The organism is Streptomyces parvus (genome assembly GCF_014648875.1).
GTDB lineage: Bacteria > Actinomycetota > Actinomycetes > Streptomycetales > Streptomycetaceae > Streptomyces > Streptomyces parvus.
This window is the reverse complement of record NZ_BMRY01000003.1, coordinates 436,923-450,748: the sequence shown is the minus strand read 5'-3', so window position 1 is coordinate 450,748 and position 13,826 is coordinate 436,923. Positions and strand designations below refer to the sequence as shown.

Annotated in this window: 14 protein-coding genes; 10 read left to right on the top strand and 4 right to left on the bottom strand. The window is 71.5% G+C overall.

The window, feature by feature from the left end:
- The first annotated feature begins 10 nt into the window (after positions 1-10).
- The 3 genes from IE140_RS12350 to IE140_RS12340 are packed head-to-tail and all read left to right on the top strand — an operon-like array spanning position 11 to position 3,877.
- Positions 11-2,164 (top strand): peptidase domain-containing ABC transporter, encoded by a 2,154-nt coding sequence (locus IE140_RS12350; RefSeq protein WP_150197059.1) that lies wholly within the window; start codon positions 11-13, stop codon positions 2,162-2,164.
- A 19-nt stretch (positions 2,165-2,183) separates the two neighbouring features.
- Complete coding sequence (locus IE140_RS12345) at positions 2,184-2,951, top strand: ABC transporter ATP-binding protein (protein ID WP_150197058.1); 768 nt, start codon at positions 2,184-2,186, stop codon at positions 2,949-2,951.
- Positions 2,948-3,877 (top strand): ABC transporter permease, encoded by a 930-nt coding sequence (locus tag IE140_RS12340; RefSeq protein WP_150197057.1) that lies wholly within the window; start codon positions 2,948-2,950, stop codon positions 3,875-3,877. The genes IE140_RS12345 and IE140_RS12340 overlap by 4 nt, the downstream gene beginning before the upstream one ends.
- A gap of 131 nt (positions 3,878-4,008) precedes the next feature.
- On the opposite strand, the gene IE140_RS12335 is transcribed toward IE140_RS12340, so the two are convergent.
- The 4 genes from IE140_RS12335 to IE140_RS12320 form a co-directional block, all read right to left on the bottom strand.
- Positions 4,009-4,206, bottom strand: coding sequence for a hypothetical protein (locus tag IE140_RS12335; protein ID WP_032767164.1), 198 nt, complete (start codon positions 4,204-4,206; stop codon positions 4,009-4,011).
- 31 nt (positions 4,207-4,237) lie between these two features.
- On the bottom strand, positions 4,238-4,867 hold the full coding sequence (locus IE140_RS12330) for a response regulator transcription factor (protein WP_162600187.1): 630 nt from the start codon (positions 4,865-4,867) through the stop codon (positions 4,238-4,240).
- Between the two features lie 292 nt (positions 4,868-5,159).
- The gene (locus IE140_RS12325) at positions 5,160-6,296 is read right to left on the bottom strand and encodes a sensor histidine kinase (protein WP_229826754.1); all 1,137 of its coding nucleotides are present in this window, start codon (positions 6,294-6,296) and stop codon (positions 5,160-5,162) included.
- A 23-nt stretch (positions 6,297-6,319) separates the two neighbouring features.
- Positions 6,320-6,970: a response regulator gene (locus IE140_RS12320; RefSeq protein ID WP_150197056.1), complete on the bottom strand. Its 651-nt coding sequence runs from the start codon at positions 6,968-6,970 to the stop codon at positions 6,320-6,322.
- Positions 6,971-7,458: 488 nt separating this feature from the next.
- Here IE140_RS12320 and IE140_RS12315 point away from each other — a divergent pair, with 488 nt between their 5' ends.
- The 7 genes from IE140_RS12315 (at position 7,459) to IE140_RS12285 (ending at position 13,816) form a co-directional block, all read left to right on the top strand.
- Positions 7,459-8,757, top strand: coding sequence for an ATP-binding protein (locus IE140_RS12315; protein ID WP_093438484.1), 1,299 nt, complete (start codon positions 7,459-7,461; stop codon positions 8,755-8,757).
- Entirely contained in the window at positions 8,754-9,158 is a 405-nt protein-coding gene (locus IE140_RS12310; RefSeq protein ID WP_010063113.1) for a roadblock/LC7 domain-containing protein, read from the top strand. Before IE140_RS12315 ends, IE140_RS12310 begins: the two co-directional genes overlap by 4 nt.
- Entirely contained in the window at positions 9,155-9,529 is a 375-nt protein-coding gene (locus IE140_RS12305; RefSeq protein ID WP_032767104.1) for a DUF742 domain-containing protein, read from the top strand. The genes IE140_RS12310 and IE140_RS12305 overlap by 4 nt, the downstream gene beginning before the upstream one ends.
- Complete coding sequence (locus IE140_RS12300; protein WP_093438481.1) at positions 9,504-10,094, top strand: GTP-binding protein; 591 nt, start codon at positions 9,504-9,506, stop codon at positions 10,092-10,094. The genes IE140_RS12305 and IE140_RS12300 overlap by 26 nt, the downstream gene beginning before the upstream one ends.
- Before the next feature lie 103 nt (positions 10,095-10,197).
- Positions 10,198-11,607, top strand: coding sequence for a cytochrome P450 family protein (locus tag IE140_RS12295; RefSeq protein WP_150196448.1), 1,410 nt, complete (start codon positions 10,198-10,200; stop codon positions 11,605-11,607).
- 269 nt (positions 11,608-11,876) lie between these two features.
- Positions 11,877-13,004, top strand: coding sequence for a cytochrome P450 (locus IE140_RS12290; protein ID WP_150196449.1), 1,128 nt, complete (start codon positions 11,877-11,879; stop codon positions 13,002-13,004).
- On the top strand, positions 13,001-13,816 hold the full coding sequence (locus tag IE140_RS12285) for an enoyl-CoA hydratase/isomerase family protein (protein ID WP_150196447.1): 816 nt from the start codon (positions 13,001-13,003) through the stop codon (positions 13,814-13,816). Before IE140_RS12290 ends, IE140_RS12285 begins: the two co-directional genes overlap by 4 nt.
- Positions 13,817-13,826: the final 10 nt, after the last annotated feature.

Below are 13,826 nucleotides of genomic sequence, written 5' to 3'. Positions count from 1 at the left end.
GGCATGGCGTATGCGCAGAGTCCGACGGGTCCGCGAGGTCCAGCAGTTCGCCCAGGCCGAATGCGGCCTGTGCTGCGTCGCGATGATCCTCTCGGCGTACGGCTCCCGCGATTCGGTGGCCGGGCTGCGCCGGGAGCACGAGGTGGGACGCGACGGCCTCACCATCAAGCAGATCGCCGCCATCCTGCGCGGCCGGGGCTTCGAGGTGCGGGCGTTCCGGGCCGGAGTGGAGCGGCTCGACCAGCTGGAGCTGCCGCTCATCGCGTACTGGGACGACAGCCATGTCGTGGTCGTCGAGGAGATCGACGAGCACCAGGTGACCGTCGTCGATCCGGGCGGCGGGCGGCGGAAGTACCCGGCGGAGGAGTTCGCCGAGCACTACTCCGGCCTCGCGCTCGAAGCCGTACCGACGCCGGAGCACCGGCCCGAGCGGCACCGGGAGCCCAGCGTCTGGCGGGAGTTCCTGCGCTCGCTGACCGGTGCCCGGCGGCCACTGGTCCAGGCGTTCCTGATGTCCCTGGTGCTGTACTCCTTCACCATCTTCATGCCGATCGCCACCCAGTACGCGGTCAATGACTACGCGGGCTATCTGGAGAAGGCCCCGATCGCCCTCGTCCTGGTGGCGTTCCTCGCCCCGATGACGGTGTTCTTCCTGCTCTCGCTGCTCAGAACGGTGGCCCTGGCGTCCGTGATCCGGAGCCTGGGCGAGGCGATGATGGGGAAGACGTTCCGGCGGCTGCTGGACCTGCCCTACAAGTACTTCGCCAACCGCTCGCAGGGGGAGCTGTTCTACCGGCTCTCCAGCATCACGTCCGTACGGGACATGATCTCCAGCCAGCTGTCGGTGGTGCTCCTCGATCTCGGCAGTCTGATCGCGATCTTCAGCTACATGTTCTACCGCTCGTTCACGCTCGGCGCGACGGCGTTCGCGGTCTTCCTGACCATGCTCGCCGTGGCCGTCGGGACGTACCGGCCGATCCGGCGGATCACCGAGCGGGAGATCAGCGAGACGACGAAGTCCTCGTCGCTCCAGATGGAGGCGCTGTCCTCGATCGAGACGCTGAAGGTCTCCGGGATGACCGGCACGTTCTTCCGGGACTGGCAGCGGGTCTACGCGGCGGGGATGGAGCAGACCCGGCGGCGGATCGTGCTCCAGGGCGTGGCGACCAGCGGCTACGCGGTGTTCCAGGTGTTCGGGCCGCTGCTGGTGCTGGCGGTGGGGCTGTGGCTGGTGCTGAACGGTTCGCTGGACCTCGGTTCGGCGGTGGCCGCGCAGACGCTGACCGCGACGAGCCTCGGCATGGTGATGTCGCTGTCCGGCGCGTTCACCCAGCTGATCACGGCGAACGCGCAGGTGGCGCGGGTTGGTGACATCCTCCACCAGCCGGAGGACCCGGGGGCGTTCGGCGACCGGCCGGCCGTCGTGCGGGGCGCGGTGCGGCTGCGGAACGTGGGTTTCTCCTACCCCGGCTCCCGCACCCCGGCCCTGGCGGACGTCTCGTTCGACATCCGGCCCGGCGAACGGGTCGCGATCGTGGGCAGTTCCGGCTCGGGCAAGAGCACGCTGGGCAAGCTCCTCATGGGGCTGTACCCGATCCGGTCCGGTGACGTCCTCTTCGACGGGGTGTCGATCGGTGAGATCGACGCCGACGCGTTCTACCGGAGCGCCGCGTACGTCCCGCAGGACATCGTCCTCAGCAACCGCAGCATCGCGGACAACATCCGGTTCGGGGTCCCCGACGCCACGATGGAGGCGGTCGTCGACGCCGCGCGCCAGGCGCACGTGCACGACGACATCGCGGCGATGCCGCTGGGCTACCACACCCCGGTCCGCGAGATGGGCGGCAGCCTCTCCGGCGGCCAGCGCCAGCGGATCGCGCTCGCCCGCGCACTCGCCCGCCGCCCCCGCGTCCTCGTGCTCGACGAGGCGACGAGCGCCCTGGACACCGTCACCGAGTCCCGGATCGCCGCCGCGCTGGACCGGCTGGAGTGCACGCGGATCATCATCGCCCACCGGCTGTCGACGATCGTGAACGCCGATCTCGTGGTGGTGCTGGAACACGGCCGGGTCGTCCAGACCGGCCGCCACGAGGAGCTGATCAGCGAACCCGGCCCGTACCGGGACCTGGTCCGCTCCCAGGTCGACCTCACGACGGTCCGGTAGGAGAAGGAGGAGCCGACGCATGGCACAGGACGCGCGAACCACGCGGGACGAACAGCACGCACATCGACAGCAGGTGATCTCGGTCCGGGATCTCCGGAAGGAGTTCCGGGGCACGAGAGCCGTCGACGGAGTCTCCTTCGACGTTCGGCCCGGCCGGGTCACCGGCTTCCTCGGCCCCAACGGCGCGGGCAAGACGACGACCCTGCGCATGATCCTCGGGCTGATCCGCCCGACCGGCGGCAGCGCACTGCTGTGGGGCAGCCCGTACGCCGAACTCGCCGCCCCCACACGGCGCACAGGGGTAGGCCTGGACGGCGGGGCGTTCGTCGGCCGCCGTACGGGGCGGGGCCATCTGCGCTGCTACGCCCCCGCCGCCGGCTGCGGACCGGAGCGGGTGGAACGGCTGCTCGCGGACGTGGGCCTGTCCGGGGCGGCGGACCGCCCGGTCGCCGGGTACTCGACCGGGATGAAGCAGCGCCTCTCCCTGGCCTCGGCGCTGCTGGGCGATCCGGAGCTGCTGATCCTGGACGAGCCGGCCAACGGCCTGGACCCCGAAGGGATGCTGTGGCTGAGGGAGTTCCTGCGGGACTTCGCGGCCTCGGGGCGGACGGTGCTGCTCTCCAGCCATCTCCTCGGCGAGATGGAGCAGACGGTGGACGACGTCCTGCTGATGCATCACGGGCGGCTGCTGAGCAGCGGCCCTCTCGACGGTCTGCTGGAGCCGGGCGAGCGCCTGGAGTCGGCCTTCCTGCGGCTGACACGGGCCGGGAACGGAGTACGGACATGAGCGGCACGGGTATCAGCGACACGGGTACGAGCGGCACGGACATGAGCGGTACGGGTATCAGCGACACGGGTACGAGCACGGGCGTCGTCGAGCGGGCCGGCAACGGCGCGGGCCCCGCCACCGCCCCCGGCGCGGTCTCCACGGCCGATCTCCTGCGGTCCGAAATGCTGAAGCTGACCACGACCCGGCTGTGGTGGATCCTGCTGCTCGCGGTCGTCGCGTGCAGCGCCGGCTTCACCGCGCTGATCGTCTTCGGCGGTCTCAACGCCCCGCGCAGCCCCTTGAGTTTCGGCACCGCGGGCGACGCCGTACCGGCGTACAACCTGGCGGTGGCGCTCGCGTACGTCTTCCCGCTGGCCATCGGGGTGATCACGGTGACGCAGGAGTACCACGCGCGCACGATCTCCGCGACGCTGCTGGCCGAGCCGCGCCGGGCCCGCGTCTACGGGGCCAAGCTCCTCGTCGGGCTGGGTACGGCGTTCGTCTACGGGGCGTCGGCGGTGCTCTCCGGCGCTCTGGTGGCGGCGGCCCTGCTGTCGGGGCACGGGAAGCCGACGTACCTCACGGACGGCACGGTGCTCGGCGCGCTGGGCGGCAGCGTGCTGGTGCTGACGCTGTGGGGCGCGATCGGCGTCGGCGTGGGCGCGCTGGTGCGCAACCAGGTGGCGGCGATCGTCGGCATCCTGCTGGTGACACAGTTCCTGGAGCCGACCCTGCGGATCCTCGCCTCCTCGCTCGGCAACGCGGAGCTGGGCAACCTGCTGCCCGGCGGGGCGGGCGACCTGGCGGGCGGCGGCACGATCATGACCGCCGCGGCGGAGGCGGACGGCGGTTCGCAGGGCCTCGGCTTCCTGGTGCTGTTCCTCTACGCGGTGGCGATCGGGGTGGTGGGCGCGGTGCGTTTCACCCGGTACGAGGTCGCGTGACGGGGTCCCGTGACGAGAACGCCATGACCGGGACTCCGTGACCGGCACTCCATGAGCGACCCAATGCCGGGGCCCGCCGCACTGGTCAGGTGCGGCGGGCCCCGGCATGCGTCGTCATTCCCCCGCGCGGATCACTCCGCGCCGCGGGTCGAGCGCTCCCTCTTCTGCATCGTGACATTGACACCCGCGAGCATCACGGCGAGCAGAAGCGGAATCACCACACCGGTCGGGTTGTCCCCGAAGAGCGGCGCGATCAGCGCGAGCACCAGCAGAATGGCCACCGGCGCCCAGCGAAGGGCTTCCTTCTTCTTCCCCACGACGTTTCCCATGACGGTCTCCTTCATGTTGTGTGCGGCCGGTTCAGCCGGCCACCGGCATACGCGCCACGAGCTGACCGCGGTTACGGAATCCGGTCTTCTGCAGAATGTTCGACATATGGAACTTCACGGTGCTCTCCGCTATGTAGAGGGCACCGGCGATCTCGCTGTTGTTCATTCCCTTCGACACCAGGGAGACCACTTCGTACTCCCGTGCCGTCAGGGCCGGATCGTGCGGCCGCCCCGGCCGGTGCGGCTGTGCGGGAGGGACGGCCGGCCGGACGGCCCCCGCCGGTGCGGACGGCTGCCCGCGCAGCAGCGGGCGGACGAGCGTGGGCGATATCCACCCGTGCCCGGCGGCGACCTCCTGCACGGCCTCCAGGAAGGCCTCGTCGAGGTCGTCCCGGTCCACGACCGCGCGGACGTCGGCCTTCACCGCTCCGAGATGGGCTATCTCCGAGCCGTAGGTCAGCGCCACGACCGGCGCGGCGTCCCGTATCTCGTCGAGCCGGTCGATGTCGACGACCAGGACGTCGGAAGAAATCCCGGACGGGATCCGGGACCGGTCGTCGGACGAAAGAGGCCCCCCGGCCCCCTCGCACGCGACGGCGTTCCATCCACGATGGGCGAAGAGTCTGGTGAGTCTCCGCCGCAACGACAATCTGGCGACCATCAGCCCTACGGCTATACAGTCATCTGCCATTTCTGCCCTACTTCCCCCGTACGGCCGCCTGCAGGGCGGATCCGTCACGACGGCCCCCGCACGGCGTGCGCTGGTCAAGGCGCGCGGCGATCCTATCTTTCCCAGGGAAATGACGGCAAGCAGCCATACATTAAAGGCGGGCGGGTCCGAATTATCCGGCCAATTGACGGGGTCACCCCCCGCCGGTCGGCGGGGTCAGAGGTCCTCGATCTCCTCCCGGAGAAGGACCGGAAAGGCGCTTTCCCTGCCCGCCGACACACCCTCAGAAAGTCTGCCGGGACGGAAACACCGCCTGTATGCGGAATCCGCCGTCCGGCTCGGGCCCGGCGTCGAAGGTGCCGTCGAGCAGCAGGGCCCGTTCGCGCAGACCGATGAGGCCGTGGCCGCCGCCGGGCAGGTCGAGGGGGGCGGTGGAGCCGTCGTCGGCGGTGTTGCGGACGTCGACCCGCAGACCGCCTTCCAGGGGCTGGACCCGTATGTCCACCTCGGCGCCGGGGGCGTGCTTGGTCACGTTGGTGAGGGCTTCCTGGACCGTGCGGTAGGCGGCCCGCTCCACCGCCTGGGACCAGTGGCCGGGGGTGTCCGGGGTGGCGAGGGTGACGCGCAGACCGGAGTCGCGGACCAGGGCGGGCAGGTCCGTGAGCCGGGGCTGCGGGGCGAGGCCGGGCGCGGGGCCGCCGGCCGCGCGCAGGACGCCCACCATGTGCTGGAGCTCGGTGAGGGTCTTCGCGGAGAGCTCGCGGACGATCCCGGCGGTCGACCGTACGGTGGCCGCGTCGGGTTCGCCGACCTGGAGCGCCCCGGCCTGCAGGCTGATGAGGCTGACCTGGTGGGCGACGACGTCGTGCATCTCCCGGGCCAGCCAGGCCCGTTCGTTGGACAGGGTCCGCTCGGCGAGGAGCCGGTGCTCGCGCTCCCGGCCCTCCGCCAGCTCCCGCTGCCGCTCGCGGCGCACCCGGGCCGTACGCCCCAGGACCAGCGCCCCGGCGGCCAGGACGCAGGAGTCCATCGCCACGATCAGGGTCTCCCGGTCGACCGCGAGCTCGGGCAGGTCCGTGACCGGGTACGGCAGGAACTGGGCCAGGGCGACCGCGACGGCCCCCACGGCTCCGACGACCACGTTGCGGCGGCGGTCGGCGAGGCAGTACAGCGCGATCAGCGGGGCGAAGGCCAGGTGGCCGACGTACATCCCGGGCAGGCCGACGAGCAGCACCACCTCGGGGCAGCGCCGCCGCAGCACCAGCGCGCCCGCCGCGGCGAGCGCGATCCAGAGGCCGGGTCCGGCGCCGAAGCCGTTGACGAGGAGGCCGTCGACCACGGCGATCCCGACCGGCACCGCGCCACGGGCGACCGCCCGCATCCGGCGGGAGGTGGGAGGAGTACGGCGGACGTGCGTCATCCCGCCCCACCGGCCGGCCCGGATCACAACGTCCCGCAGGTCAGACCCGCCCGGTCCGCGAGCACCGCCGCCTGGACCCGGTTGACCCCGCCCAGCTTGGACAGCACCGAGCTGACGTGGTCCTTGACCGTGCCGTGGGACAGCCGCAGCTCACGGGCGATCTCCCGGTTGGACAGGCCCGCGCCCACCAGGGCCAGCACCTGGCCCTCGCGGTCGGTCAGGCTCCCGGTGCGGTCGGCCGCACCGCTGTCCCGGCCCGCGGCGAGATAGCCCTCGATCACGGGGCCCACCGCCTCGGGCGCCAGGATCCGGCCGCCGGCGGCCAGCACCCGGACCGCGTGGACGAGCTGTTCCGGGGCCGTGTTCTTCATCAGTAAACCGGCCGCCCCCGAGCGCAGCGCGTCGTCGATGTGCCGGCCCGCGTCGAAGGTGGTCAGCACCGCCACGGCGGGCGGCGCCGTCAGCGCACCCACCCGCCGCAGCACGGTCAGCCCGTCGACCTCGGGCATCCGGATGTCCAGCAGCAGGACATCGGGGCGCAGCTCCCGTACGCGATCGACGGCGTCGATCCCGTCGCAGCAGGCGACCACCTCGACGTCCGGCGCCGTCCCCAAGATCAATTTCAGCCCGGACCGGACCAGCTGCTCGTCGTCCACGACGGCAACCCGAATCACGATGCGCCCCCTCGCCCGGCCGATCAGGAATCACCGAAGGGTACGGCAGGAGCGGGGAGCGCTCCAAGGGAAGCGGAATGTTGAATTCCAGACCTTCCGGGGCCGCCGACGGCTGCGGCTCCGGGACCGCCGACGGCCGCACCTCTCCGGGTCCGCCGACGGCCCCCGCCCGTCACGCCGGCGACCTCGGAAGCCGTACGGACGCCCTCGGGAGCCCCTCCCTCACATCTCCGCAACGTGAACATTCTGCGTCAAGTGGCAACGGGCGTGGCGGCCTTGACATTTCGTCGCGCGGCCGATGGTAAGATCATCTTACTTCCAGTGGGCTGATGGCGTATGGGGGCATTCCGGGAGGAATGGATTCCTCGGCCCCACCTTCGGAGGGGCACCTCCCGAAGCGGCGCACGGTCCGTGGCGAACGAGCCCTGGCTGCGTGCCGCCTGACGGGGTGTCAAGCCGTTTCCGCCATGGCACTTGAAGTGAGTCTCATGACATTTGCACAGGGCCCTGTCCTCTGGGCGCTGGTTGTCGTAGCCCTGGTCGCCGTGGGTGCCGTTCTGCGCGCTCGCGCGATCAACGTCAAGCTCCGCAGGAACCACGCCGAGCTGCGCCAGGAGCGCGACGCCCTCCTCCACCAGCGGGACGAACTCCACGTCGTCCACAACACTCTGCTCCAGCGGCAGTCCGCCGAACTCGCGGAGGTCCGCAAGGACGCCGAGGAGGAGACCAAGGCCGTCCTCAAGGCTGCCGTCCGTACCCTCCAGGGCCTCGCCGACGAGCAGCAGGTCGTGATCGAGAAGGCCCAGCGCAAGTACGGGGACGACCCCGGGATCCTCGCCGACCTGATGGCCGTGGACCACGCCAACAGCCAGTTCGGCCGGCGCGCCCAGGGCATCGCCGTGCTCTGCGGCGGCTGGCTCGGCCGGCGCGAGACCGTGGCCTCCGTCTTCGACGTGGCCCGCAGCGCCCAGGGCCGTATCCGGCACTTCGACCGGGTCCGGGTCAACGGCCAGGTGAACTTCTCCGTCGTCAGCCGCGCGGTCGAACCGGTCGCCGTGGTCCTCGCCGAGCTGCTCGCCAACGCCACGAACTACTCCGCCCCCGGCACCCCGGTCGAGATCAACATCCAGGCCGTGCCGACGGGCGTCTGCCTCATCGTCGACGACGCCGGTCTCGGCATGGGCCAGGAGGAGAAGGACCGCGCGGCGGCCCTCCTCTCCCCCCAGGCCGCGATCAGCGTCTCCAGCCTCGGCATTCCGCCGCAGTTCGGGTTCGCCGTCTCCGGGATGCTCGCCGCCCGCTACGGCTTCCGGGTCTCGGTGGACTCCGTTTCCCCCTATGGAGGCGTACGCGCGGTGGTCCTCATCCCCGACGAACTGCTCACCACCGAGGCGCCGCCCGCCGCCGCGCCGGCCGAGACGCCCGAAGCGGCGCTCCCCCCGGCGCCGCAGGTCCGGCAGCCGGACCAGTGGCAGGCCCGCGCGCAGTCCCAGGACCTGCCTCACCCCCAGCACCAGGCGCAGGCCCCGAGCCCGGCCCCCGCGCCGACCCCGCTCTTCCCGCCCGCCCCCCAGCCGGACACCGCCACCCAGCCGCTGGCCCAGATCACCACCACCGCCGGCGGTCTGCCGAAGCGTCGTCGCAAGAGCCCGGTCGCCGCGGTGCCATCGGCCGATGCGGGACCCGCGCGCAGCAACGAGGAGACCGCGTCGCGGCTCGGCGCGTTCCAGCGCGGCACCCGGTCCGGGCGCGACACGACGACGACGGAAGGACCCGAGTTCCAGTGAACCCCGATCTGTCCTGGGTACTCAACGACCTGCTCCAGGTACCCGGCGCCCGGCACGCGATCCTGGTGTCCGCCGACGGCCTGCTGCTCGCCAACTCCAGCGAGATCGGCCGGGACGACGCGGAGACCGTCGCCGCGGCCATGAGCTCCATGCAGTCCCTCAGCCGGGCCGTCGCCCCCTTCATCGGCACCCGTGACCCGGGCAGATGGCGGCAGACGCTCCTGGAGTACGAGGACGGCTGGATCTTCCTGATCGCCGCCGGCACCGGCGCCTACCTCGCCGCCACCGCCGCCGCCGATGTGGACATGGAGGCGATGTCCTTCCGGATGCAGCAGCAGGTCACCGCGCTGGGCAAGGCGATGACCACGCCGCCCCGCCGCACTGCGGACAGCGAGATATGACGGCGCCGGGCGAGGAGCAGCAGGTCAGCAGCGGGTTCGTCCGGTCCTATGTCATCACCGGCGGGCGGGGGCTGCCCGACGCGGAGGATCTCTCCCTCGTCACGCTGGTCACCCTCGCCCCCGAGAGCCAGCCGCCGCCGAACCCGAGCCCCGAGGTCAGGGCGATCTGGGAGCTGTGCTCCGGCGGCTACCTCTCGGTGGCCGAGGTCGCCGGCCACCTCGGCCTGCCGGTCGGGGTGGCCCGTCTCCTGCTCCAGGATTTACACCAGCAGGGACACCTGCTGCGCCGGAAGGCGCCGCCGCCGGCCCAGCTCGTTGACAGGAAGATCCTCGAAGAGGTGTTGCATGGACTCCAAGTCCGGTTCGGCTGAGAGCATCTATGTGCCGGAAGCGGTCCAGCGCGCGGCGAAGATCCTCGTCGTCGGACACTTCGCGGTGGGCAAGACGACGCTGATCGGCACCCTGTCCGAGATCACGCCGCTGCGTACCGAGGAGCGGATGACCCAGGCCGCGGCCCAGGTCGACGACCTGCGCGGGGCGCCCGACAAGAAGACGACGACGGTCGCCCTGGACTTCGGGCGGCTCACCCTCAGCGACGAGCTGGTGCTCTACCTGTTCGGCACGCCGGGGCAGCAGCGGTTCGTGGAGCTGTGGGAGGACATGGCGCGCGGTTCGCTGGGCGCGCTGCTCCTGGTCGATCCGGCGCGGCTCGCCGACACGTTCCCGGTCATCGACCTCGTCGAGACGTACGGGCTGGAGTACGCGGTCGCCGTCAACAGCTTCGACCCGCACTCGCAGCACGCCGAGGACGAACTGCGCGAGGCGCTCGACCTGCTGCCGGACACCCCGGTCGTCTTCTGCGACGCCCGGGACCAGAAGTCGTCCGCGCACGCCCTGATCACCCTGGTCCGCCACCTCCTGACGCACGCGACCTGACGCGCACACGGCCCGAGGCCCACCCGGTCCGGCGCCCACCACGACGTAGACGTATACGAAGCCGGGGCCCCGACGGCCCCGCGATCACACCGAGGAAGCCGACATGGATCCGCAGCCGGGAGCCACCCCGTACAGCGCCCCCGCCGGGTGCCCCATGCACCAGCAGCAGACGTCGCTGTACGGACCGGAGTTCGCCGCCGATCCGCACCGCTTCTACGAGGCGGCCCGCACCCACGGCCCGGCCGCGCCCATCGAGCTGGCCCCCGGGGTGGACGCCACGCTGATCGTGCAGCACGAGGCGGCGCTCCGGGTCCTCCAGAACCCGGCGCTGTTCGCCCGGGACTCGCGGCGCTGGGCCGCGCTGCGCGAGGGCGCCGTCCCGATGGACAGCCCGGTGCTGCCGATGATGATCTACCGGCCCAACTGCCTGTTCACCGACGGCGCGGAGCACCTGCGGCTGCGCAAGGCGGTCACCGAGTCGCTGGCCCGGCTCAACAGCAGCCGGCTGAGCCGGGACGTCGAGCGGATCGCCGACTACCTGATCGACCAGTTCATCGAGCGCGGCACCGCCGACCTGCTCAACGAGTACGCCAAGCTCCTGCCGCTGCTCCTGTTCAACCAGCTCTTCGGCTGCCCCGGTGACATCGGCGACCGGCTGACCCGCTCGATGTCCGCGATCTTCGACGGCGAGGACGTGCTGCGCGCCAACGCCGAGCTGACCGAGTGCCTGATGGAGCTGGTCTCCATCAAGCGCCGCCAGCCCGGCGACGACATCACCTCCTGGCTCATCCAGCACCCGGCGGGCCTGCGGGACGAGGAGCTGAAGGACCAGTTGGTGATGCTGATGGGCGCGGGCGTGGAGCCGGAGCGCAATCTGATCGGCAACGCGCTGCTGCTGATGCTGGCCGGGGAGCAGCCGGGCGCGCCCGAGCGGCGCGGTTCGGGGATGCTCGTCGAGGACGCGCTGGACGACGTCCTGTGGAACAACCCGCCGATCGCCAACTACGCCACGCACTACCCGGTACGGGACATCGAGCTGGACGGGGTGGTGCTGAAGGCGGAGACCCCGGTCCTGATCAGCTTCGCCGCCGCGAACAGCGACCCGGGGCTCACCGACGCCCGCCAGACCCTCAGCAAGGGCGCCCATCTGGCCTGGGGCGCGGGCCCGCACGTGTGCCCGGCCAAATCGCCCGCGACGCTGATCGCGCTGACCGCGATCGAGAAGATCCTCAACACCGTCCCGGACCTCTCGCTGGCCGTGCCCGCCTCGGGGGTGGCCTGGCGTCCGGGCCCGTTCCACCGGGCCCTGATCGCGCTGCCCGTACGGTTCACGCCGACGGCCGCGCGGCGTGCGTCGGCCGGGGTGCAGCCGCCGGCCCAGACCTCGGCCCAGCTTCCCGACCCGTACCGGAACGCCCCCACCGCAACGCCGGTGACACCCCGTCACGCACCGGAGCCGGCCAAGAAGCAGAAGGGCTGGTGGAGTTCGTTCCTGGACGTGTTCCGCGTATGACTCACAGCCCGACAATTCGCTGGTGAGAACGGGCATTCGTGACGATTGCATGTGACGGGGGCAACAAAGATCGATGCTTGGCGCAGATATCCGGAGGGGTAGGTTCAGGTCGGTAACCACGGGCCTAGGTCAAGGAACTCTGCGTGAGCATCACTGGTGGTACAGGCAGGACCCCGGACGGCCGGCGCGCGGTCATCGGTCTGCTCCGCAGACTCAACTCACCCGAAGGCCAGGCCGACCCGTACGGAATACTCGCGGAGCTGCGGACGATGGGTGACGTCGTCCGGGCTCCGTGGAACGGGTACTTCGTCACCGGGTTCGACACCTGCAGCCAGGTTCTCCGGGGCCGTAACTGGCTCGCCCCGGACCTCGCCTGGCAGGAGCGGCAGGACGACTCCAAGCAGTGGGACGCGGTCGCGACCCGGGAGATGACCACCACCCTCGCCCGGCTCAACGCCCCCGAGCACACCTGCCAGCGCCGCTCGCTCGGCAACCTCTTCGACCGCTCCACCATCGAACGCCTCGCTCCCGACGTCGAGCGCGACACCGACCGGCTGCTGGACGAGCTGGCGGAGAAGCTCCGCTGGGGAGAGGCCGACTTCGTCTCCACCGTCAGCGAACAGCTGCCGGTCAGCACGGTGGGCTCCTGGCTGGGGATACCGCCCGAGGACTATCCGCACATCCTGGAGATCACCCACAACCAGGTGTTCGCCCAGGAACTGCTGCCCGCCAAGTCGCAGCTGGCCGTCTCCGCCGAGGCGACCCTGGCGCTGCGGGCCTACTTCACCGAGCTGGTCGCCCGCCGCCGGGCCGAGCCCCGCCACGACGTGCTCACCGGCTGGATCCACACCTGGGACGCGATGGAGCCGGACCGGGAGAAGGCGGACGAGATCCTCTACCGGCTCACCATGTTCGTCACCATCGCCTCGCTGGAGACCACGGCGACGCTGCTCACCTCGATGGTCCACCTGCTGACCGAGCCGACCCGCTGGGCCTGGCTGCGGCAGTACCCGGAGCACATCGACGCGGCCGTGGACGAGGTGCTGCGCTACGACCCGCCCATCCACATCAACACCCGGATCGCCGCCGAGGACACCGTCCTGGCCGGCGTGCCCATCAAGAAGGACAGCATGATCCACGTCCTGTACGGAGCGGCCAACCACGATCCGCGGCGGAACCCGGATCCGGCCGGCTTCGACATCCTGCGCGGCGGCAGCCACCTCACCTTCGGCGGCGGGGTGCACTACTGCCTGGGCGCGGCGCTGGCCAAGCTGGAGGCGCGGACCCTGCTGGCGCGGATGCTGGATCGTTTCCCCACCCTGCGGACGGTCACGCCGCCGCAGTACGCCCCCCGGATGGTCTTCCGCCGGATCACCTCGCTGGGCGTGGCGCTGTGAAGCTCTCGCTGCCCGACTTCCTGACCTCGAACGACCGCTCCACGACGGTACGCACCCGGCGCGAGGGCGCCGTCCTGCACGTGGAGCTGAACGCGCCCGCGAGCGGGAACGCGGTGACCGAGGCGATGCTCGACGAGCTGCTGGACATCGTCGCCGTCCCGGACCCGGAGGTACGGGTGCTGGTGCTCGGCGCGGCCGGGGACGACTTCTGCCTGGGCGGGGACCGCACCGAGTTCGGCCAGTGGCTGGAGGAGGACCCGACGGGCCGGGGCATCCGGGTCGCCGGGGAGAAGGCCCGCCGGGTCTGCGAGGCGCTCTCCGGCGGCCGGGCGGTGACCATCGCCCGGGTGCAGGGCAAGGCGGTCGGCGCGGGGTTCGCGCTGGCCCTCGCCTGCGATCTGCGGGTCGGCGCGGAGAACGCCTCCTTCCGGCTGCCGGAGCTGGCGCTCGGGCTGCCCACCGCCTGGGGCGGGCTGCTGCCCCGGCTGATCCACGAGGTGGGCGCGGCCCGGGTCCGCGAGCTGATCCTGACCGGCCGGGCCTTCGGCGCCGCCGAGGCCCGCGAGCTGTCCGTGCTCCAGCGGGTGGTGCCCGAGGCGGAGCTGGACGACGCGGTCGCCGCCTGGGCGAAGCCGGTGGTCCGCCGCCCGGAGGCCGCGCTGCGGGTGACCAAGGCGCTGCTGAACTCCTACGCCGCCGCCACCCGGCTGGCCGATCCCTCGTTCCTCGACGCGGAGCTGATGGCCTCGGTCGCGGCCGCCACCCGGCGCTCCCCGGCGGGCGGCAACGGGACGAGCGGGTCACACTCGTAAAAACCCGAGT

What these genes read in the sequence shown, in the direction of transcription:
- IE140_RS12290 (WP_150196449.1), top strand. Translation starts at nt 11,877, where the DNA reads ATGGGTGACGTCGTCCGGGCTCCGTGGAACGGGTACTTCGTCACCGGG.
- IE140_RS12340 (WP_150197057.1), top strand. Translation starts at nt 2,948, where the DNA reads ATGAGCGGCACGGGTATCAGCGACACGGGTACGAGCGGCACGGACATG.
- IE140_RS12325 (WP_229826754.1), bottom strand. Translation starts at nt 6,296, where the DNA reads ATGACGCACGTCCGCCGTACTCCTCCCACCTCCCGCCGGATGCGGGCG.
- IE140_RS12295 (WP_150196448.1), top strand. Translation starts at nt 10,198, where the DNA reads ATGGATCCGCAGCCGGGAGCCACCCCGTACAGCGCCCCCGCCGGGTGC.
- IE140_RS12305 (WP_032767104.1), top strand. Translation starts at nt 9,155, where the DNA reads ATGACGGCGCCGGGCGAGGAGCAGCAGGTCAGCAGCGGGTTCGTCCGG.
- IE140_RS12330 (WP_162600187.1), bottom strand. Translation starts at nt 4,867, where the DNA reads ATGGTCGCCAGATTGTCGTTGCGGCGGAGACTCACCAGACTCTTCGCC.
- IE140_RS12315 (WP_093438484.1), top strand. Translation starts at nt 7,459, where the DNA reads ATGACATTTGCACAGGGCCCTGTCCTCTGGGCGCTGGTTGTCGTAGCC.
- IE140_RS12345 (WP_150197058.1), top strand. Translation starts at nt 2,184, where the DNA reads ATGGCACAGGACGCGCGAACCACGCGGGACGAACAGCACGCACATCGA.
- IE140_RS12350 (WP_150197059.1), top strand. Translation starts at nt 11, where the DNA reads ATGCGCAGAGTCCGACGGGTCCGCGAGGTCCAGCAGTTCGCCCAGGCC.
- IE140_RS12335 (WP_032767164.1), bottom strand. Translation starts at nt 4,206, where the DNA reads ATGGGAAACGTCGTGGGGAAGAAGAAGGAAGCCCTTCGCTGGGCGCCG.
- IE140_RS12300 (WP_093438481.1), top strand. Translation starts at nt 9,504, where the DNA reads ATGGACTCCAAGTCCGGTTCGGCTGAGAGCATCTATGTGCCGGAAGCG.